Below are 19451 nucleotides of genomic sequence, written 5' to 3'. Positions count from 1 at the left end.
TGGACTAGGGATGAGATTTCCTCATTTTCATAGTCTTTATTTTATCATAATTTTCAAAAAAATCAAAAATCCAATACGCAATTAAAAAACTGTAAGGATTTCCTTACAGTTTCCTTTTATACGTTTAGGACCTTGTCCAAGAACTCTTTCAGTCGAGGGTGTTGTGGGTTATCAAAGATTTGGTCTGGAGTTCCATCTTCAAGAAATTCTCCATCAGCCGTGAAAATAACACGGTTAGCTACCTGACGAGCAAATCCCATCTCGTGGGTTACGATGATCATGGTCATACCTTGCTCGGCCAATTCTTTCATAACGTTCAAAACATCTCCAACCATCTCTGGGTCGAGAGCGGAAGTTGGTTCGTCAAAAAGCATGATGTCAGGATTCATGGCTAGTCCACGTGCGATAGCCACACGTTGTTTTTGACCACCTGAGAGACTATCTGGATTGGCATGTGCCTTATCAGCTAGACCGACTTTTTCCAGCAACTCCATTCCCAATTTCTCAGCTTCAGCCTTGATCATCCGTTTGTGTTCAATAGGAGCAAAAGTGATATTTTCTAGGACGGACATGTGAGGAAAGAGATTGAAGTGTTGGAAGACCATTCCGACGTTCTCGCGAACATGGTCGACATTGGTTGATTTTTCAGTCAAATCATAACCATTTACTGTGATGTGACCGCTCGTTACCTCCTCGAGAAGGTTAAGGCTGCGAAGGAAAGTGGATTTACCAGAACCGGAAGGACCGATGATACAGACAACATCTCCTTCATAGAATTTAGTTGTAATGCCTTTTAAAACTTCATTTTTTCCATAATACTTATGTAGATCATTTACATCAATTTTTAGTTTTGCCATTAACGAATCCTCTTTTCTAAGCGTTTCGCTAGTCTAGTCAAAAGCGTAATAATTACAAGATAGAAGATAGCAAGGATTGCATACATCTTGAAACTTTGGTAGTTACGGGCGATGATAATCTTACCAGTTTGGAAGAGTTCAACCAGACCGATAGCAGACACGATAGTTGTATCTTTAAGAGCGATAACGAATTGGTTGACGAAGTTTGGCAACATCAATTTAGTCGCTTGTGGCAAGATAATCTTACGCATGGTTTTTCCATAAGAGATACCAAGACTGCGGCTGGCTTCCATTTGCCCAACTGGAACAGCTTGAATCCCACCACGAACGATTTCAGCGATATAAGCAGCAGCATTGAGTGAGAGGGCTATGGTACCAGCTACAAAGTCGTTAATTGGACTTTGATGGTCTGTAATGGACTCGATGAAGTTTGGAATCCCCCAGAAGATGAAGGCTGCAAGAATCATCAATGGGATACCGCGAATAACGTCAACGAAAATCTCAGAGATGACACGAAGAGATTTGTATGGGCTAACGCTAAACATACCGAAGATAATCCCGATGACAATGGCAATTGCAAATGAAATAAGCGCTAGAGCAAGAGTGATTCCAAGTCCACTAAGAAGTTGTTTGTAGTTGTTTTGAAGCAAGCCCCAGATAGTTGTTTCGTCAACCGTACTTGTAGAGTTAGTTGAAGATTCGCTAGCTAGATACTTGTCAAGAATCTTTTGGAATTCTCCGTTAGCTTTGAGGTTCGCAAGTCCGTTATTGAACATCTGGATCAATTCAGGGTTTGTTCCTTTTTTAACGGCAAAGGCTGTTTCACCGATTGGAGTTCCAGCGATTGGCGTTTTCAATTTTTGTCCTTGGCTGATAGAATATTTGAGAACAGGCTCATCATCCATCACAGCATCAATAGCTCCAGTATTCAGACTGTCATACATTGAAGCGCCATCTGCAAAGGTTTTAATCTTATAGCCGTATTTGTTTTGATTCTCAGTAAGGAACGTTTGAGACGCAGTTCCGTTTTTAACACCGACAGTTTTATCCTTGAGGTCTTCATAAGAAGCAATCGTGCTTGATTCTTTCACACCAAGAATCGTATTTGCTGTGTAGTATGATTCTGAGAAGTCGAAGGTTTCCTTACGGGCATCTGTTACAGACATACCAGCAATGATACCATCTGCTTGTCCTGCTTGAACAGCACTAATGGCTGCGTCAAATCCTGGGTTGGTAATCTCAATTTCAAAACCTTGATCTTTGGCAATGGCCTTGATGAGGTCCATATCAATACCAGTATATTGATTGCTTGAATTTTGAAAGACGAATGGGGCGAAAGATGAGTCGCTGGCAATAATGTACTTGCTTTTCACTGGAGTAGCTTTTTGTCCAGCAGCAGTAGTTGTCGTTGGGGTTGCCGTAGTTGTAGAAGCTGTCCATTTTTGGATGATTTGCTCCAAGCTACCATCCTTCTTCATTTGTGCTAGGGCTTCGTTAAACTCGGTAACCAAGTGTTCATACTTGCTCCCTTTCTTGACACCAAAAGCAAAGCTTCCAACAGCCTCACCATCCATATTGATGCTGAGATCTTGTCCTTGGTTAATCGCATACTCGATAACAGGTTTATCATCCATGATGGCATTTACAGCACCAGCACTTAGACTGTTATTCATCAAATCACCTGTATCAAAGGTTTTGATAGAGAAACCGTATTTATCTTTGATACTTTCGAGGAAACGTTGAGCGGCAGTTCCGTTCTTAATTCCAACTGTTTTGCCGCTAAGTTCCTCATATTTGGTGATTTTATTTGCCTTTGTGGTAGCAATGACAACTTTTGTATCATAATAGGTATCAGACATGGTAAAGACATTTTCACGTTCTTTTGTTTTTGTCATACCTGCCATAATGGCATCTGCTTGACCTGACTGCACTGCATTTACAGCTGCGTCAAAGCCGGGATAAGACATTTGGATGTTCCATCCTTTGATTTCTGCGACTTTATTGATAATATCAACATCAATTCCTTTATAGGTTTGATCTGAATCTTTAAACTCAAAAGGCGCGTAAGCTGTATCAGACACAATCTTAACAGTATCAGCTTTTGCCATACCTAGTGAGAAAATGGGAAATAAAATGAGCAAACATGCTAGTATTTTTTTCTTCATTTTTAGTCTCCTTTTCCGAATATTTTCTCATTATATCAGAAAATGGATGAAAAGGCAAATTTTTATATTTTTGTGTCAGAAAATATGACATCTATGTTTTCTTTTCCTTCTTGAATTGCTACTATAAAATGATATAATAATAGTATGTAATAGAAGAAATGAGGGCGGGAACATGAAGAATAAAAGAATATTTAAAGACTTCCAATCTTCCCAAATGAGTTTAAATATTTACACAAGTCCTTTGTTAGCCTTTGTTTTTGTCTTTATAGGAGAGTTTGTTGCATATACTTTGTATGGTATTAGCTTGTTAGCTCTCATCGGACTTGCTAGAAATTTTGGAGAGGCTGGTCAAAATCTTGCAACTTACTTGCAAACCTTGCAGCAGAGCTTGACGGATAAAACAAGTGACTTTCGTTTAATTTTAGCATTGCTGTCCTTTGGTTTTATTCTCAACACTGTGTTCAGATGGACTAAAAAAGTTGAGAAAAGATCTATTAGAACCTTGGGATTTTATAGAGAAAATTTCCTTAGCAGTCTTCTGAAAGGATTTGGCCTAGGTCTGGCACTTTTTCTTCTGACCTTGTTAGGTTTGGTGGTCTTGGGGCAATATCGTTTGGAATCCATTCGCTTGAATCCTTATTCGCTTACTTTTGTCGTCTTTACTATCCCATTTTGGATTTTACAGGGGACAGCAGAAGAAGTGGTGTCCCGTGCTTGGCTTCTTCCACAATTGGCCTCAAGAACCAATCTAAAACTTGCTGTTGTCATATCTAGCATATTCTTTACTCTGCTTCATGTGGGAAATTCTGGTCTAACACCTCTATCTCTAGTGAATCTCTTCTTATTCGGAGTTGCCATGGCTCTTTACCTTCTCAAAACTGATATAGTTTGGGGTGTTGCAGGTATTCATGGAGCTTGGAATTTTGCTCAGGGCAATCTTTTTGGCATTTTAGTTAGCGGTCAACCGTCAGGAACGTCTCTGATGACCTTTTCACCACAAGGCAATCAAGTTTGGCTATCAGGAGGATCTTTTGGGATTGAAGGTTCTATCATGACAAGTTTAGTCTTGTTACTTCTGATTGTCTATCTCGCTAATCAATTAAAGAAAGAAAATGAAAGGATGTGACTTAGGTCCGTCCTTTTCTTCGTGAAAATGCTATAAGTATGCTAAAATAGGAATAGCACATGGAGAGAGGATTCTTATGATCAATCGGATTACAGATAATAAATTTAAACTAGTATCAAAATACGAACCTTCAGGAGATCAACCCCAGGCAATTGAGCAGTTGGTTGATAATATCGAAGGTGGAGAAAAGGCTCAGATTCTGATGGGGGCGACGGGTACAGGGAAGACCTATACCATGAGTCAGGTCATTTCCAAAGTCAATAAACCAACTTTGGTCATTGCCCATAACAAAACCCTAGCTGGTCAGCTCTATGGAGAGTTCAAGGAATTTTTCCCTGAAAATGCTGTTGAGTACTTTGTGTCTTATTATGATTATTACCAACCCGAGGCTTATGTTCCTTCGAGTGATACCTATATTGAAAAGGATAGCTCGGTCAATGATGAGATTGACAAGCTCCGTCACTCAGCGACTTCAGCCCTTCTGGAGCGCAATGACGTCATTGTCGTGGCTTCTGTCTCTTGTATCTATGGTTTGGGTTCGCCAAAGGAATATTCTGATAGCGTCGTTAGTCTCCGTCCAGGTCTTGAAATTTCTCGTGACAAACTCTTGAATGACTTGGTCGATATACAGTTTGAACGCAATGATATTGATTTCCAACGGGGAAGATTTCGCGTTCGTGGGGATGTGGTGGAGATTTTCCCAGCTTCCCGTGATGAACACGCTTTTCGAGTAGAGTTTTTCGGGGATGAGATTGACCGTATCCGTGAAGTAGAGGCTTTGACAGGTCAGGTATTGGGAGAAGTGGATCATTTGGCGATTTTTCCAGCCACTCACTTTGTGACCAATGATGACCATATGGAAGTTGCGATTGCCAAGATTCAGGCAGAGCTGGAGGAGCAGTTAGCTGTCTTTGAGAAGGAAGGTAAACTACTAGAAGCCCAGCGTTTGAAACAGCGGACAGAGTATGATATCGAGATGTTGCGTGAGATGGGTTATACAAACGGGGTTGAGAACTACTCTCGTCACATGGATGGACGAAGCGAAGGAGAGCCACCGTACACCCTTCTTGATTTCTTCCCTGATGATTTTTTGATTATGATTGATGAGAGCCACATGACCATGGGGCAGATTAAGGGCATGTATAATGGAGACCGTTCGCGTAAGGAAATGTTGGTCAATTATGGTTTCCGTTTGCCGTCTGCTTTAGATAATCGTCCTCTCCGTCGGGAAGAATTTGAGAGTCACGTTCATCAGATTGTTTATGTTTCAGCGACACCTGGTGACTATGAAAATGAACAGACCGAGACAGTGATCGAGCAAATCATTCGTCCAACGGGACTCTTGGATCCAGAGGTGGAAGTCCGTCCAACTATGGGACAGATTGATGACCTATTGGGTGAAATCAATGCCCGTGTTGAAAAGAATGAACGAACCTTTATTACCACTTTGACCAAGAAAATGGCAGAGGACTTAACCGACTACTTCAAGGAAATGGGTATCAAGGTCAAGTACATGCACTCGGATATCAAGACCTTGGAACGGACGGAGATTATCCGTGATCTGCGTTTGGGTGTCTTTGATGTCTTGGTCGGAATCAATCTCCTTCGTGAAGGGATTGACGTTCCTGAAGTAAGCTTGGTAGCCATTCTCGATGCTGACAAGGAAGGCTTCCTACGTAACGAACGTGGATTGATTCAGACCATTGGACGTGCTGCTCGTAATAGTGAGGGCCATGTCATCATGTATGCTGACACAGTTACCCAGTCTATGCAAAAAGCCATTGATGAAACGGCCCGTCGTCGGAAAATCCAGATGGACTATAATGAAGAGCATGGTATTGTTCCACAAACCATTAAGAAAGAAATCCGTGACCTGATTGCTGTAACCAAGGCAGTTGCTAAGGAGGAGGACAAGGAAGTCGATATCAACAGTCTCAACAAACAAGAGCGCAAAGAACTCGTCAAGAAACTAGAGAAACAAATGCAAGAAGCCGTCGAAGTGCTTGACTTTGAATTGGCAGCTCAGATACGTGATATGATGCTGGAAGTCAAGGCGATGGAGTAGAGAGGCCCTTAAGTCAAATTTAATTAGCCAAATTGCTATGTCTTTATTTCAGTAGTCTAGATATGAAGAAAACGGTGAAAATGAATAAAAGAAATTCAAATACAAAAAAGAATCTACCAAGGAAAGAAAGTTTTCAGCATTGGCTAAATTCTCATAAAATTATAGGTTTCTTCCTAGTCCTTGGTCTAATCTTAGGAATAGGGCTAGGTATTAATTTTATTTTTAAAAGTCTCCCCCTTCCTTCACTATACAGAGATATCAACTATAGTTTTCCAATATATATAAATCTTTTTTGCCTGGTATATCAATTCTTTGACTATTGGTTCCTAGACTTGTCTAGGAGAAGGATGACAATAAAAAGGTATGCGGATTTATTTATCTATCTTAATAGTATCGGTTTACTAGTTCATCTATTTTTAGGAGTTGGTGGGAAAAATAGTAAGGGCCTCCTGCCTTCTCTCTTATCCCTAGATCATCGCTATATTTGGTTCCCTATTCTTACTTATGTGTTCTTCTTCCTAGTGGCTACTTTAACCATTTTAATTTCCAAGAATATTGAAAAGAAAAGGAGTTAATCATGCTAAAACATCTAACTATATTTAGGGTTATTTACCTTCTGTTCTTGGTATTTGTCCTGATTCATTTTATCTTAGGCTTGTTTGGTTTAGCTTTTACACCATTTTTGTGGAATATTTGGTTCTTTGGTCTCTGTTTGACCTTATTTATCCATCCATGGACTATCTTCTATAAAACGAGAATCTTTCAATGGCATCATCTGATTTTTCAAGCTCTCAGCGGATTTTTTGCTCTCCTTATCTGGTTTGTGATTTTCTTTATTTTATCTATAGTTCCAGACTCATCCATGCCTATCAATTTAGACTACTATGTGAATAAGGAAAAAAATGAAATTAGAATCATCCGAGGATCCTTGCTCCATGAAACTCATGAATATCACGACTTGGTTAATCCTTTGATTATAAAGTCTAAAGTTAAGTACAAGATAGAAAATTAAATTTTAGAAAGTGAGTCCTATGTCTCGAGCACAATTAACCATTTTAACTAATATTTGTCTGATTGAAGATCTTGAAAAGCAGCGCGTGGTCATGCAGTATCGTTCGCCCGAAACCAACCACTGGTCTGGTTATGCTTTTCCAGGTGGTCATGTTGAAAATGGAGAGGCCTTTGCAGAGTCAGTTATTCGAGAAATCTATGAAGAAACAGGATTGACTATCCAAAATCCCCAACTGGTCGGTATTAAAAATTGGCCACTAGACACAGGTGAGCGTTATATTGTCTTTTGTTACAAGGTAACTGAATTCTCTGGAAGCCTGCGTTCCTCAGACGAAGGAGAAGTTTCCTGGGTACAAAAAGACCAGATTCCAAACTTGGATCTGGCCTATGATATGTTACCTTTGATGGAAATGATGGAAGCACCTGACAAGTCTGAGTTCTTCTATCGCCACCGTACAGATGATGGCTGGGAGAAAGAAATTTTCTAGTCTTTTACCAAATAACCTAACTGATCCAAGGCCTCCTCAATATAGTGGAGGTCTTGTTGTGTCTCGGCTTCAACAAGGTGGTAATGGATGCCGTCTGTCAATTCAGAAAGGGGTCTAAAGTCTGAATTCTCGACTTGTTCCAGAAAGTGCTGGACATCTCGGCGACAGGTGAGTTTGAGATGGGTTTCAATTTCACCATAAACGGGATGATCGATTAAGATATTTTGAACGCGTCCGCCATTATCTACAATGGCTAGAAGTTCCTGACCGATTTCTTCCAGTTCATGTTTCACTTTAAAGAGTTTGTGAACGTAAGGGCTGGCATCAATTTCTTTGTAGATATAACCACGATTGGTGGATAGGATAGGAGCCCCATCTGCTCGGAGAATAGCGATATCCTGTACAATGACTTGGCGCGTAACATGAAAGTGCTCAGCCAAGGTTTGACCATTGAGAGCTTTTGGTGCCTCTTTTAACAGTTTGAGAAGAGCTTGTTTGCGATCCTTTGTCATAGTTTTTCCTTTTAGCGACGTTTTCGAAGCACTTTATAGACAGCTAGTGCTAATGTATAGTCTACCATACTATGAACGATTGTGCCAAAACCAACTAGGACAAAGAGAACATAAAACATATTTTCAACGTTTGTCCCTGAAGTAGCATAAAAGATGATACAAGCTAGTACTTCAGCGATAGCGTGAACAACACCCAAAACAAAGTTAAAAATCCAAGATGCCTTTGGTTTATCCAAGGTTTCAGGGAATTTCTTTAAGTAAAATGCTCCCAAAATACCAAAAACGATGTGAGAAAAGGCGCGCAGAACGATAACCATAGGGTAGCCTGCCATCAGGAAGCCGAGACTAGAAGCAATAATCACAAAAGCAGCCATCAAAGGTGATAGGAACATGGCGATAAAGATGGCGATATGGCTTCCTAAAGTGTAAGAAGCTGGTGGGATGACGATTTTAAAAGGCATAATAATTGGAATTAAAATCGCGATTGCAGTGAGTAGGGCAGTCATGGTCATAAACTGCGTTTTTTTCCGTATATCCATAAGAACCTCCATTTATCTGTATATACACAAGTATAGTACAATAAATAATCAGTTAAGTCAAGAAGCATTAGCGTTTTTAAGGAATATTTGATTAAATGTGGTAAAGAATACTGGGAACTTAATTCTTACGTTTTAACTACTAAACTCCACCTTCAGGACGAAAGTGGAGTTGTTTTTTTTATTTCTTCAAGGTTTCGAGACGTGGGACAATTGCTACTGTTAGAACGGCAGAGATGACAAGCTCGGCAATTGAGTTTGTAGAAATAACTGTTGCCAGGAGTTTTTGGATATTGCCGTCGAAGACATTTCCAAAAAGGAAGAAGATTCCCCCAAGGACAAAGACGGTGTTGGTGAGGGAACCGAGAGCACCAGCAAAGATGAGACCCGTTCTGTTTCTTAATAATTTATAAACTAAGTAAGGTGTCAGACCGATCAAAACGCGAGGGACAATAGCGATAATCGCAGAATAGATGTTTCCGTTCGGTACGAATGGAGAGAAGAGGTAGCTGGTTGGAAGGATTGTAATCGTATTTACCGTTAAGCTCAATAGCCCCATAAGAAAACCAAGTGTAACTCCAACTCGTGGGCCGTAAATGATACTAGCAATGATTACTGGAATATGAACGATAGTTGGTTTAATTGGAAATGGGAAAAGATTAAATAGGAGAGAGCTCAAAAAGTGGATAACGAGCATAACTGCAAAAAAGATAGCAATTGGGGCAATGTTAGAGCGTTTGTTCATCGAGGGTTTCCTTTATTCTTTCTAATATAGTATTCAGGTCAGCTAGGGCGCCTTTGCCGTGATCGCCACAGGCTAGTAAAGATTCTTTTGGGGAGATAATCTGATAACCATAGGTCTCTAATGTTTTTAGATTAGCCTGAGTTGCCGGATGGTCATACATTTTTGTATTCATGGCTGGCGCTAAGAGTTTAGGGATGTGACTTGGTAGGGCAAGCGCTGTGCTTGTCACCATGTTATCCGCAAAACCGTGCGCAAGTTTGGCAATGGTATTAGCAGTAGCAGGGACAACGATAAAAAGATCAGTTCTTTTACCTAGTTCGATATGATTGACTTGATCAGGATAGGGTTCCTTCATGACATCAAGGTGAACTGGATTCTGTGAGAGTACCTGTAGTGTCAAAGGCTGGATAAACTCTCTCGCTGCCTCGGTCATTAAGACAGTGACATGATGGCCTTGTTTTTTCAAAGAACTGACCAGGTCAGCTGATTTATAGGAGGCAATGGAACCTGTCACTGCAATGAGAATATTTGCCATGGCTTTCCTTTCTATGAATGATAGGTTTGAATTTTTTCAAGGAGGAGTTCTGCAATTTCCTCTTTGGTTTGAACAGTTTGAAGATGATCATTCTCAACAAAGATTGCCCGATGCTGATTTGCTGAAATTTGAGTGAGGTCATTTGCAATGATTAAGTCTGCTTGGTTCTTGATAAGGCTTTTTCTAGCAATTTCTATGAGATAATCTTCAGAGACATCAACCAACAGTTTGAAACCAATCAAATGAATGGCAGGATTCCATTCTTTGACTAGAGAGATGATTTTGGGTGTTTTTTTCAGGAATAAAACCTGAACCTCGTCAGTTGAAGAAATCTTAGCTTGATGATTCTGCTTGTTTAAAAAATCTTCCAAATTAGAGCTAGCCTGAACCTCCTCAAGCCCCGTCATATAAACAGGTGTGTAGTCAGATACAGCCATTGAATGAATCAAGACCCGGTAATTTGGAACTCGCTCTTTCATCTCAAAAAGGAGATCATTGGTGTTCTTAATTTCTCGAATGCTTAGGTTGGGATGAGGTTCTGGCTTAATAGCACTAGGAGTAGTAATCAAACAAACCTCATGACCAGCAGCAAGTAGGGCTTCGGTGATGATTTTCCCCAAGCGACCAGTCGAGTGATTAGTGATAGAGCGGACGCTATCGATTGCTTCACTGGTACCGCCTGACGTAACTAAAATTTTCATAGGACTATTGTACCAAAAAATAAAATAGAATCAAAAGAAAGCGTTTGTTTTTTTCTAATTTTCCAGCAAGATTATAGTTTTTGGCTATAAAAACTTATAAAAAGTAAAAAAGACGACTAAAATCGGCCTTAAAACTTTATGTTTATAAACTTTACTAAGCTTTTTGTATGTGAAAAAACTTTTTTTGTGTTATAATGAGTTATCATATTAGAGGTTAGAGGAGTTTGCTATGAAAACAGATATTGAAATCGCACAGAGCATTGAGTTAAAGCCAATCGTGGATGTTGTGGAGAAACTTGGGATTTCTTACGATGATTTGGAGTTGTACGGAAAATACAAGGCTAAGCTTAGTTTTGATAAAATTCGTGCGGTTGAGAACAATCCAGTTGGGAAATTGATCTTGGTTACTGCCATCAACCCAACACCTGCTGGTGAAGGGAAGTCAACCATTACTATTGGTCTTGCAGATGCCTTAAACAAAATCGGCAAGAAAACCATGATTGCTATCCGCGAACCGTCTCTTGGACCAGTAATGGGGATTAAGGGTGGTGCCGCTGGTGGTGGTTATGCGCAAGTGTTGCCAATGGAAGACATCAACCTCCACTTTACTGGAGACATGCATGCTATCACAACTGCCAACAATGCTCTTTCTGCCTTGATTGACAATCACTTGCACCAAGGAAATGAGTTGGGAATTGACCAACGTCGTATTCTCTGGAAACGTGTTGTGGACTTGAACGACCGCGCACTTCGTCATGTGACCGTTGGACTTGGTGGCCCTCTAAATGGTATTCCTCGTGAGGATGGTTTTGATATTACAGTTGCTTCTGAAATCATGGCGATTCTTTGCTTGGCAACAGACATTGAGGACTTGAAACGCCGTTTGGCGAATATCGTTATCGGTTATCGTTATGACCGTACACCAGTTACTGTTGGTGATTTACAGGTTGAGGGAGCTTTAGCATTGATTTTGAAGGATGCTATTAAGCCAAATCTCGTTCAGACAATTTACGGTACACCTGCCTTTGTACACGGTGGTCCATTTGCCAATATCGCTCATGGATGTAACTCTGTCTTGGCAACAACAACAGCCCTTCACTTGGCTGATTATACAGTCACTGAAGCTGGTTTTGGTGCGGACCTTGGAGCTGAGAAATTCCTTGATATCAAGACGCCAAACTTGCCAACATCTCCAGATGCAGTAGTTATTGTTGCAACCCTTCGTGCCCTTAAGATGAATGGTGGCGTAGCTAAAGACGCTCTCACAGAGGAAAATGTGGAGGCAGTTCGTGCAGGTTTTGCTAACTTGAAACGCCACGTTGAAAATATCCGTAAATTTGGAGTACCAGCAGTTGTTGCGATTAACGAATTTGTTTCTGATACTGAAGCTGAAATTGCAGCTTTAAAAGAACTCTGTGCTTCTATTGATGTGCCAGTTGAACTAGCAAGTGTCTGGGCTGATGGCGCAGAAGGAGGCGTAGCGCTTGCCGAAACGCTTGTCAAGACTATCTCTGAAAATCCAGCAAACTATAAACGTCTTTACGACAACGACCTTTCTGTTCAAGAAAAGATTGAAAAGATTGTCACTGAAATCTACCGTGGTAGCAAAGTGAACTTTGAGAAGAAAGCTCAAACGCAAATCGCTCAAATCGTTCAAAACGGATGGGATAAATTGCCAATCTGTATGGCTAAAACTCAGTACAGTTTTTCTGACAATCCAAATGCACTTGGAGCTCCAGAAAACTTTGAAATTACCATTCGTGAGTTAGTACCAAAATTGGGTGCAGGCTTTATCGTTGCCTTAACAGGTGATGTCATGACCATGCCAGGACTTCCAAAACGTCCAGCCGCTCTCAACATGGATGTTGAAAGTGACGGAACCGTTCTAGGATTGTTCTAATAGTTTGATTGAATTCAAATGAGTTTGGAAAAGCTATCCAAGCTCATTTTCGATTTTAGAGAGAGGAATATATGCCAAAGATTCGAACAGTAGGGGAGTCTGATATTCCAGACCTGCTTGATATTTATGCTCCTTATGTCCTTAATACAGCCATTACATTTGAATATGAGGTGCCAAGTGTTGAAGAATTTCAAAGAAGAATCCAAAAGACCTTGCTTAAATATCCTTATCTAGTGCTAGAGGAAGAAGGCAAAATTTTGGGATATGCCTATGCTTCCACCTATTATGATAGGAGAGCTTATGATTGGTCAGTTGAAGTGTCAATTTACTTGCATCAAGAAGCCGAAGGTCGAGGGTTAGGGAGTCTACTCTATGACTGTCTGGAGGAAGAACTAGTGTCTAGGGGTTACTTACGCTTCTTAGCTTGTATCGCTTTGCCAAATGATAGGAGCATTTTTCTTAACCGAAAGAGGGGCTATGAACAAGTGGCTCATTTCCCTAAGATAGGCTATAAGTTTGGAAAATGGCATGATATCGTTTGGATGCAAAAGTCATTGACTCCTCCTGATGATATGAGAGAATAGAATTCAACTCACAACCAATCTAGGTAAAGATATTTTCCCTGTTTTCTGATATAATAGAAACATTGACTTCAAGAGTAAGGAAGAGAAAATGAACGCATTATTGAATGGAATGAATGACAGTCAGGCTGAGGCGGTAAAAACGACAGAAGGTCCATTATTGATCATGGCGGGGGCTGGTTCTGGGAAGACCCGGGTTTTGACCCACCGTATCGCTTATTTGATTGATGAAAAGCTGGTCAATCCTTGGAATATCTTGGCCATTACCTTTACCAATAAGGCTGCGCGTGAGATGAAGGAGCGTGCATATAGCCTCAATCCAGCAACTCAAGACTGTCTGATTGCGACCTTCCACTCTATGTGTGTTCGTATTCTGCGTCGCGATGCGGATCATATCGGCTACAATCGTAATTTCACCATTGTAGACCCTGGTGAACAACGTACCCTTATGAAACGAATCCTAAAGCAATTAAACTTGGATCCGAAGAAATGGAATGAACGGACAATCTTGGGAAGTATTTCCAATGCTAAGAATGACCTGATTGATGATGTGGCTTATGCTGCCCAAGCTGGAGATATGTACACGCAAATCGTAGCTCAGTGTTATACAGCCTATCAAAAAGAGCTTCGTCAGTCTGAGTCCCTTGACTTTGATGATTTGATTATGCTGACCTTGCGTCTCTTTGATCAGAATCCTGACGTTCTGACCTACTACCAGCAGAAATTCCAGTACATTCACGTTGATGAGTACCAAGATACCAACCATGCCCAGTACCAACTAGTCAAACTCTTGGCTTCACGCTTTAAAAATATCTGCGTAGTTGGAGATGCGGACCAGTCTATCTACGGTTGGCGTGGGGCTGATATGCAGAATATCTTGGATTTTGAGAAAGATTACCCTAACGCCAAGGTGGTTTTATTAGAAGAAAATTACCGTTCAACCAAAACCATTCTCCAAGCCGCAAACGACGTCATCAAAAACAATAAAAATCGCCGCCCCAAGAATCTCTGGACCCAGAATGCCGATGGGGAGCAAATCGTTTATTATCGTGCAAATGACGAACAAGACGAAGCTGTTTTTGTAGCAAAAACCATCGATGAACTTGGTCGCTCTCAAAACTTCCTCCACAAGGATTTTGCGGTTCTTTATCGGACTAATGCGCAATCCCGTACTATTGAGGAAGCCCTGCTCAAGTCCAATATTCCTTATACCATGGTTGGAGGGACCAAGTTCTACAGCCGTAAGGAAATCCGTGATATTATCGCCTACCTCAACCTCATTGCTAATTTGAGTGACAATATCAGTTTTGAGCGCATTATCAACGAGCCGAAACGTGGAATCGGACCAGGAACTGTTGAAAAAATTCGTGATTTTGCGAATATGCAAGACATGTCTATGCTAGATGCTTCAGCTAATATCATGTTATCAGGTGTCAAAGGCAAGGCAGCCCAGTCTATCTGGGAGTTCGCCAATATGATTTTGGATTTGCGGGAGCAACTGGACCAATTAACCATCACCGAGCTGGTTGAGGCTGTTCTAGAAAAAACAGGTTATGTAGATATTCTCAATGCTCAAGCGACCTTAGAGAGCAAGGCTCGAGTTGAAAATATCGAGGAATTCCTTTCTGTTACCAAAAAATTTGATGATAATCCTGAAAGCCAAGAGGAGGAAACTGGCTTGGATAAACTCAGTCGTTTCTTGAATGATCTGGCCTTGATTGCAGACACTGATTCAAGCAGTCAGGAGACATCTGAAGTAACTTTGATGACACTCCACGCAGCTAAAGGACTGGAGTTTCCGGTTGTCTTTATCATTGGGATGGAGGAAAATGTCTTTCCTCTTAGTCGAGCAGCTGAGGATCCCGATGAGCTGGAAGAAGAACGCCGTTTGGCCTATGTAGGTATCACACGCGCTGAAAAAATCCTCTATCTGACCAATGCCAACTCTCGCTTGCTTTTCGGTCGTACAAGCTATAACCGTCCAACACGTTTCATCAATGAAATTAGCTCGGATTTGCTTGAGTATCAAGGTTTGGCTCGACCAGCTAATACCAGTTTCAAGGCTTCTTATAGCAGTGGTGGCGTTGTTTTCGGTCAAGGAATGAGTTTGGCTCAGGCGCTTCAAGACCGTAAACGCAGTGCTGCTCCAAGCTCTATCCAGTCAAGTGCTCTCCCGTTTGGTCAATTTGCAGCTGGCGCAAAATCAGCGTCTAGCGAGACAAATTGGTCTATTGGGGACATTGCTCTTCACAAGAAGTGGGGAGAGGGAACAGTCCTTGAAGTCTCAGGTAGTGGCGATACGCAGGAATTGAAAATCAATTTCCCAGAAGTGGGTCTGAAAAAACTCTTAGCCAGTGTTGCCCCAATTGAGAAAAAAATCTAATTTTTCATCCTTCTCACGAATAATATAGTGAGGAGGATTTTTATGTACAGTATTTCATTCCAAGAAGATTCACTCTTACCTAGAGAAAGACTAGTTAAAGAAGGAGTAGAGGCTCTGAGCAATCAAGAATTGCTAGCTATACTACTCAGAACCGGAACGCGTCAGGCCAATGTTTTTGAAATTTCCCAGAAAATCTTGAACAGTTTGACCAGTCTAACTGATTTGAAAAAAATGACCCTGCAGGAATTGCAGAGTCTGTCTGGTATTGGACGTATCAAAGCTATTGAACTACAAGCAGTGATTGAACTGGGGAATCGCATTCACAAACATGAAACCCTTGAGATGGAAAGTATTCTCAGTAGTCAAAAGCTAGCTAAAAAAATGCAACAGGAACTTGGCGACAAAAAACAAGAGCACCTAGTGGCGCTCTATCTCAATACTCAAAATCAAATCATTCATCAGCAAACCATCTTTATCGGATCTGCGACACGTAGTATTGCTGAACCAAGGGAAATCCTTCACTATGCCATTAAGCATATGGCCACCTCTGTGATTCTCGTTCACAATCATCCATCTGGTGCTGTATCTCCTAGTCGAAATGATGACCATGTCACTAAGCTAGTCAAGGAAGCCTGTGAGCTGATGGGAATCGTTTTCTTAGACCACCTAATTGTCTCGCACTCGGATTACTTTAGTTACCGTGAAAAGACAGATTTAATCTAGAGTTCGTTAACAACATAGTCAAATAGTGTTTTATCCTTGGGGCGGTTCTCAAAGAGAAATTCAGGATGCCATTGAACACCAAGATAAGGGAAGCCGTCCGTAGTTGTCACAGCCTCAATGATTCCATCTTTAGGATCATGTGCTACAACCTTAAGATTTGAAGCTAGATCTTTAATGCTCTGGTGGTGGAAGGAGTTGATGTGAGAGATTTCTCCATAGATTTCTCGGAGAATGGTATCAGGTTCCGTTACGAGGCGTTGGGTCGTGTATTCGGCTGAACAGTCCTGCCAATGATCCTCAATATCTTGGTGAAGCGTGCCGCCCATGGCGACGTTGAAAAGCTGAGTACCTCGACAAACAGAGAAAATTGGTTTCTTTTGCTTAATCGCTTCTTTGATAAGTGCTAGTTCAAAAATATCTCTTTGAAGGTGGTAGTCATCACTATCAATAGCCTTTGGTTCACCATAGTATTTTGGATCAACATTTTGCCCACCTGTTAGGATGAGTTTGTCAATCATAGCGACGTAATGGCTTGCCATTTCTTGATCACCAATCGGTAGGATGATCGGAATTCCGCCAGCGTCCTTGACTCCTTCAACAAAGCCCTTTGCTGCATAGCTCATCATGATGTCATCATCTGGATGAGCTTTTTCATTTCCTGTAATCCCAATAACTGGTTTTTTCATAAATGCTTTCGCTTTCTAATCCTCTTTACGCATAAAATAGAGGAGGGTTTGGAGTTCGCTTGTCAAATCGACATACTGAACGACCACATCTTTTGGAAGGTGAAGGTGGACGGGTGAAAAACTAAGAATACCTTTTATACCTGCATCAACCAAAAGATTGGCAACTTCTTGTGATTTAACACTTGGAACAGTTAGGATAGCAGTTTTGACATCTGCTTCTTTGATCTTTTCTTTAATCTGAGAGATGCCATAGATTGGAATCCCGTCAGGTGTCTGGGTGCCAACTTCTGGATGGTCATCTAGGTCAAAGGCCATGATAATCTTCATCTTGTTGCGCTCATGGAAGCGGTAGTGAAGAAGAGCATGCCCCATATTACCAATTCCAACCAACATTACATTGGTGATGGAGTTATCATTTAGGAGTTCAGCAAAAAACGTCATCAGTTTTTTAACATCATAACCGAATCCACGACGGCCTAGTTCACCAAAATAAGAAAAATCACGTCGAACAGTAGCAGAGTCAATACCGATAGCTTCAGCAATTTGTTTAGAATTTGCTCTTTCAATTTTTTCTGTGTTAAATCGTTTGAAAATTCGATAATAAAGAGAGAGTCGTTTTGCTGTTGCTTTTGGAATAGTAGCAGACTGTTTATCTTTCACAAAATCACAACCTTTCTATGCTTCTATTTTATAGAAAGTTTGTGAAAAAATCAACAAAAACAAGAAAAAACTAAGAGAATTCTTAGTTTTAATCTGAAAAATTAGTTTGTGATAAAAAACGGTAGAGATCGCCAACTAATCCTTGATAAATCACGTTATCATTCAGTGTTAAGGAGCTGATTAGGAGAGTGTCGGGCAGGGTAACACAGCCTGATAGTGATAGCATAAGCTCTTCGTAATCGGCAAATTCAAGTGTACGTTCTACTTGATAGCTATCTTTATAAGTCAAACGAAACATAGCCAATCATCTCTCTTCTTTTGTGAAGATTCCGCGTTCTACAAGACTGTCCATGAGGAAGTAGAATTTCTCTTGGTGGATATGGTGTTCTTCAGATTTAAAGATATTCACCAAACGAAGACCTGATTTGTCAGTGATATTAATTTTAACACCTGTAAGCTCTTTGTTGATGATAATTTTTAGTAGGAAGCCTTCACCACTATTAGGAACTTTTTCAAGTAGACGAGTCAGTTCGTAGTTTCCGACCTTTGTTTCAAAGAAAGTATTGTCTTTTAGTGTAAACTTTTTTACAGATGGACTAAGTGTATAGTCGTAGCGGCAGTTTTGTAGTTTAATGGTTTTTTCGAATGCCATTAGGTAAATCTCCAATAATATTTTTTAAGGTTTGAGCCAGTTGTTTCAGTTCTTTCTCGGTATTAAGGGGAGAAAGACTGATACGGACAGACTCTTTTAAACGATGGGAATAGGGTCCATAAAGAGCTTCTAGGACATGGCTCGTTTGCACAATACCAGCAGTACAGGCTGAACCAGTTGAGATTGAAATTCCTTCAAGGTCTAACTGGAGTAAGAGCAAATCATTTTTTTGACCAGGGAAGCCAATGTTGAAAACATAAGGAAGTTGGTGTTTGCTTTCATTGAGATAGTAGTTGAGACCTGCAATTCCTTCTAGAAAAGCAGTTTTTAATCTTTCTAGTTTTTGGTAATGCTCAGCCTGATGATCCAGATCTTCTTTGAGGGTAGCAACCATACCGACTATGGCAGCAAGGTTTTCTGTTCCAGCCCGTTTCTTTTGTTCTTGGTCCCCACCGTGAAGATAGGAATCAAAGTCCATAGACGAAGCGTAAAGAAAACCAATTCCTTTTGGTCCATGGAATTTATGAGCAGAAGCACTGAGGAAATCAATTCCTAATTTTTCTGGATGGACAGGGATTTTTCCGATAGCTTGAACAGCATCAACATGATAAGCAGCAGGATGCTCTTTTAAAATATGTCCAATCTCAGCGATTGGCAAGAGACTGCCCGTTTCATTATTGGCATACATGGTAGAAACTAGGATGGTATCGTCACGCAACGCTTCTTGAATCTGCTGGGCAGTGATTTCTTGATTTACTGGTTGGATGATGGTCGCTTCAAAACCAAAATGTTGAACCAGATAATCAATGGTCTCAAGGACAGAATGGTGTTCAATAGCTGTCGTGATGATGTGTTTTCCACGCTCTTGATGACGGAGACAATAGCCGATGATAGCGGTATTGTTACTTTCTGTACCGCCAGATGTGAAAAAGATTCGTTGTGGCTTAGTTCCAAGTAAGTGAGCCAACTCCTGACGGGCTTCACGGAGCAATTTGCCAGCATGGCGACCATGACTGTGAATACTTGAAGGATTCCCATGGGTTTCCTGCATGACCTTGGTCATTTCTGCGATAGCTACTGCTGACATAGGAGTAGTGGCAGCATTGTCCAAATAAATCAAAGAAT

General features: G+C 40.8%; 20 protein-coding genes. 8 read left to right on the top strand and 12 right to left on the bottom strand.

Annotation, left to right across the window (positions count from 1 at the left end):
- Positions 1 to 116 precede the first annotated feature (116 nt).
- Both HMPREF9188_RS05765 and HMPREF9188_RS05760 read right to left on the bottom strand, forming a co-directional pair.
- Complete coding sequence (locus tag HMPREF9188_RS05765) at positions 117 to 857, bottom strand: amino acid ABC transporter ATP-binding protein (protein WP_009730218.1); 741 nt, start codon at positions 855 to 857, stop codon at positions 117 to 119.
- Positions 857 to 3022, bottom strand: coding sequence for an ABC transporter substrate-binding protein/permease (locus tag HMPREF9188_RS05760; protein WP_009730217.1), 2166 nt, complete (start codon positions 3020 to 3022; stop codon positions 857 to 859). Before HMPREF9188_RS05760 ends, HMPREF9188_RS05765 begins: the two co-directional genes overlap by 1 nt.
- 172 nt (positions 3023 to 3194) lie before the next feature.
- On the opposite strand from HMPREF9188_RS05760, the gene HMPREF9188_RS05755 reads away from it, so the two are divergent.
- The 4 genes from HMPREF9188_RS05755 to HMPREF9188_RS05735 all read left to right on the top strand — a co-directional run bounded on the left by HMPREF9188_RS05755 (position 3195) and on the right by HMPREF9188_RS05735 (position 7712).
- Complete coding sequence (locus HMPREF9188_RS05755) at positions 3195 to 4148, top strand: CPBP family intramembrane glutamic endopeptidase (protein WP_009730216.1); 954 nt, start codon at positions 3195 to 3197, stop codon at positions 4146 to 4148.
- Positions 4149 to 4224: 76 nt separating this feature from the next.
- On the top strand, positions 4225 to 6213 hold the full coding sequence (gene uvrB / locus HMPREF9188_RS05750) for an excinuclease ABC subunit UvrB (protein WP_009730215.1): 1989 nt from the start codon (positions 4225 to 4227) through the stop codon (positions 6211 to 6213).
- A gap of 577 nt (positions 6214 to 6790) precedes the next feature.
- Positions 6791 to 7225, top strand: a complete 435-nt coding sequence (locus HMPREF9188_RS10620) for a hypothetical protein (protein WP_009730213.1) — start codon at positions 6791 to 6793, stop codon at positions 7223 to 7225.
- Positions 7226 to 7244: 19 nt separating this feature from the next.
- Positions 7245 to 7712 (top strand): 8-oxo-dGTP diphosphatase, encoded by a 468-nt coding sequence (locus HMPREF9188_RS05735; protein WP_009730212.1) that lies wholly within the window; start codon positions 7245 to 7247, stop codon positions 7710 to 7712.
- On the opposite strand, the gene HMPREF9188_RS05730 is transcribed toward HMPREF9188_RS05735, so the two are convergent.
- The 5 genes from HMPREF9188_RS05730 to coaB all read right to left on the bottom strand — a co-directional run bounded on the left by HMPREF9188_RS05730 (position 7709) and on the right by coaB (position 10741).
- The gene (locus HMPREF9188_RS05730) at positions 7709 to 8224 is read right to left on the bottom strand and encodes a transcription repressor NadR (protein ID WP_009730211.1); all 516 of its coding nucleotides are present in this window, start codon (positions 8222 to 8224) and stop codon (positions 7709 to 7711) included. The genes HMPREF9188_RS05735 and HMPREF9188_RS05730 overlap by 4 nt on opposite strands.
- 11 nt (positions 8225 to 8235) lie before the next feature.
- Positions 8236 to 8763 (bottom strand): ECF transporter S component, encoded by a 528-nt coding sequence (locus HMPREF9188_RS05725; protein WP_000354636.1) that lies wholly within the window; start codon positions 8761 to 8763, stop codon positions 8236 to 8238.
- 178 nt (positions 8764 to 8941) lie between these two features.
- Entirely contained in the window at positions 8942 to 9505 is a 564-nt protein-coding gene (locus HMPREF9188_RS05720) for an ECF transporter S component (RefSeq protein WP_009730210.1), read from the bottom strand.
- Complete coding sequence (gene coaC, locus HMPREF9188_RS05715; RefSeq protein ID WP_009730209.1) at positions 9489 to 10040, bottom strand: phosphopantothenoylcysteine decarboxylase; 552 nt, start codon at positions 10038 to 10040, stop codon at positions 9489 to 9491. Before coaC ends, HMPREF9188_RS05720 begins: the two co-directional genes overlap by 17 nt.
- A gap of 11 nt (positions 10041 to 10051) precedes the next feature.
- Entirely contained in the window at positions 10052 to 10741 is a 690-nt protein-coding gene (coaB, locus tag HMPREF9188_RS05710) for a phosphopantothenate--cysteine ligase (protein WP_009730208.1), read from the bottom strand.
- Between the two features lie 229 nt (positions 10742 to 10970).
- On the opposite strand from coaB, the gene HMPREF9188_RS05705 reads away from it, so the two are divergent.
- The 4 genes from HMPREF9188_RS05705 (at position 10971) to radC (ending at position 16328) form a co-directional block, all read left to right on the top strand.
- Complete coding sequence (locus HMPREF9188_RS05705; protein ID WP_009730207.1) at positions 10971 to 12641, top strand: formate--tetrahydrofolate ligase; 1671 nt, start codon at positions 10971 to 10973, stop codon at positions 12639 to 12641.
- A gap of 71 nt (positions 12642 to 12712) precedes the next feature.
- Positions 12713 to 13225 (top strand): GNAT family N-acetyltransferase, encoded by a 513-nt coding sequence (locus tag HMPREF9188_RS05700; protein ID WP_009730206.1) that lies wholly within the window; start codon positions 12713 to 12715, stop codon positions 13223 to 13225.
- Positions 13226 to 13313: 88 nt separating this feature from the next.
- On the top strand, positions 13314 to 15605 hold the full coding sequence (gene pcrA / locus HMPREF9188_RS05695) for a DNA helicase PcrA (protein WP_009730205.1): 2292 nt from the start codon (positions 13314 to 13316) through the stop codon (positions 15603 to 15605).
- A gap of 42 nt (positions 15606 to 15647) precedes the next feature.
- Positions 15648 to 16328: a RadC family protein gene (gene radC, locus HMPREF9188_RS05690; RefSeq protein WP_009730204.1), complete on the top strand. Its 681-nt coding sequence runs from the start codon at positions 15648 to 15650 to the stop codon at positions 16326 to 16328.
- Here the strand turns inward: radC and HMPREF9188_RS05685 are convergent.
- The 5 genes from HMPREF9188_RS05685 to HMPREF9188_RS05665 form a co-directional block, all read right to left on the bottom strand.
- Positions 16325 to 17014 (bottom strand): gamma-glutamyl-gamma-aminobutyrate hydrolase family protein, encoded by a 690-nt coding sequence (locus HMPREF9188_RS05685; protein ID WP_009730203.1) that lies wholly within the window; start codon positions 17012 to 17014, stop codon positions 16325 to 16327. The two genes, radC and HMPREF9188_RS05685, sit on opposite strands and share 4 nt — an antisense overlap.
- Positions 17015 to 17029: 15 nt before the next feature.
- A complete protein-coding gene (locus HMPREF9188_RS05680; RefSeq protein ID WP_009730202.1) occupies positions 17030 to 17674 on the bottom strand; it encodes a redox-sensing transcriptional repressor Rex in 645 nt (214 codons plus the stop codon).
- Positions 17675 to 17762: 88 nt separating this feature from the next.
- Entirely contained in the window at positions 17763 to 17972 is a 210-nt protein-coding gene (locus tag HMPREF9188_RS05675; RefSeq protein WP_009730201.1) for a DUF4649 family protein, read from the bottom strand.
- 6 nt (positions 17973 to 17978) lie between these two features.
- The gene (locus HMPREF9188_RS05670) at positions 17979 to 18326 is read right to left on the bottom strand and encodes a DUF1831 domain-containing protein (protein WP_000863520.1); all 348 of its coding nucleotides are present in this window, start codon (positions 18324 to 18326) and stop codon (positions 17979 to 17981) included.
- On the bottom strand, positions 18304 to 19446 hold the full coding sequence (locus tag HMPREF9188_RS05665) for a cysteine desulfurase family protein (RefSeq protein ID WP_009730200.1): 1143 nt from the start codon (positions 19444 to 19446) through the stop codon (positions 18304 to 18306). The genes HMPREF9188_RS05670 and HMPREF9188_RS05665 overlap by 23 nt, the downstream gene beginning before the upstream one ends.
- Positions 19447 to 19451 lie beyond the last annotated feature (5 nt).

Origin of the sequence: Streptococcus sp. F0441 (assembly GCF_000314775.2) — a bacterium.
GTDB lineage: Bacteria > Bacillota > Bacilli > Lactobacillales > Streptococcaceae > Streptococcus.
Note: the sequence above shows the minus strand (reverse complement) of the source record. Positions and strands in the feature narration are given on the sequence as shown.

What these genes read in the sequence shown, in the direction of transcription:
- HMPREF9188_RS05765 (WP_009730218.1), bottom strand. Translation starts at nt 857, where the DNA reads ATGGCAAAACTAAAAATTGATGTAAATGATCTACATAAGTATTATGGA.
- HMPREF9188_RS05760 (WP_009730217.1), bottom strand. Translation starts at nt 3,022, where the DNA reads ATGAAGAAAAAAATACTAGCATGTTTGCTCATTTTATTTCCCATTTTC.
- HMPREF9188_RS05755 (WP_009730216.1), top strand. Translation starts at nt 3,195, where the DNA reads ATGAAGAATAAAAGAATATTTAAAGACTTCCAATCTTCCCAAATGAGT.
- uvrB (WP_009730215.1), top strand. Translation starts at nt 4,225, where the DNA reads ATGATCAATCGGATTACAGATAATAAATTTAAACTAGTATCAAAATAC.
- HMPREF9188_RS10620 (WP_009730213.1), top strand. Translation starts at nt 6,791, where the DNA reads ATGCTAAAACATCTAACTATATTTAGGGTTATTTACCTTCTGTTCTTG.
- HMPREF9188_RS05735 (WP_009730212.1), top strand. Translation starts at nt 7,245, where the DNA reads ATGTCTCGAGCACAATTAACCATTTTAACTAATATTTGTCTGATTGAA.
- HMPREF9188_RS05730 (WP_009730211.1), bottom strand. Translation starts at nt 8,224, where the DNA reads ATGACAAAGGATCGCAAACAAGCTCTTCTCAAACTGTTAAAAGAGGCA.
- HMPREF9188_RS05725 (WP_000354636.1), bottom strand. Translation starts at nt 8,763, where the DNA reads ATGGATATACGGAAAAAAACGCAGTTTATGACCATGACTGCCCTACTC.
- HMPREF9188_RS05720 (WP_009730210.1), bottom strand. Translation starts at nt 9,505, where the DNA reads ATGAACAAACGCTCTAACATTGCCCCAATTGCTATCTTTTTTGCAGTT.
- coaC (WP_009730209.1), bottom strand. Translation starts at nt 10,040, where the DNA reads ATGGCAAATATTCTCATTGCAGTGACAGGTTCCATTGCCTCCTATAAA.
- coaB (WP_009730208.1), bottom strand. Translation starts at nt 10,741, where the DNA reads ATGAAAATTTTAGTTACGTCAGGCGGTACCAGTGAAGCAATCGATAGC.
- HMPREF9188_RS05705 (WP_009730207.1), top strand. Translation starts at nt 10,971, where the DNA reads ATGAAAACAGATATTGAAATCGCACAGAGCATTGAGTTAAAGCCAATC.
- HMPREF9188_RS05700 (WP_009730206.1), top strand. Translation starts at nt 12,713, where the DNA reads ATGCCAAAGATTCGAACAGTAGGGGAGTCTGATATTCCAGACCTGCTT.
- pcrA (WP_009730205.1), top strand. Translation starts at nt 13,314, where the DNA reads ATGAACGCATTATTGAATGGAATGAATGACAGTCAGGCTGAGGCGGTA.
- radC (WP_009730204.1), top strand. Translation starts at nt 15,648, where the DNA reads ATGTACAGTATTTCATTCCAAGAAGATTCACTCTTACCTAGAGAAAGA.
- HMPREF9188_RS05685 (WP_009730203.1), bottom strand. Translation starts at nt 17,014, where the DNA reads ATGAAAAAACCAGTTATTGGGATTACAGGAAATGAAAAAGCTCATCCA.
- HMPREF9188_RS05675 (WP_009730201.1), bottom strand. Translation starts at nt 17,972, where the DNA reads ATGTTTCGTTTGACTTATAAAGATAGCTATCAAGTAGAACGTACACTT.
- HMPREF9188_RS05670 (WP_000863520.1), bottom strand. Translation starts at nt 18,326, where the DNA reads ATGGCATTCGAAAAAACCATTAAACTACAAAACTGCCGCTACGACTAT.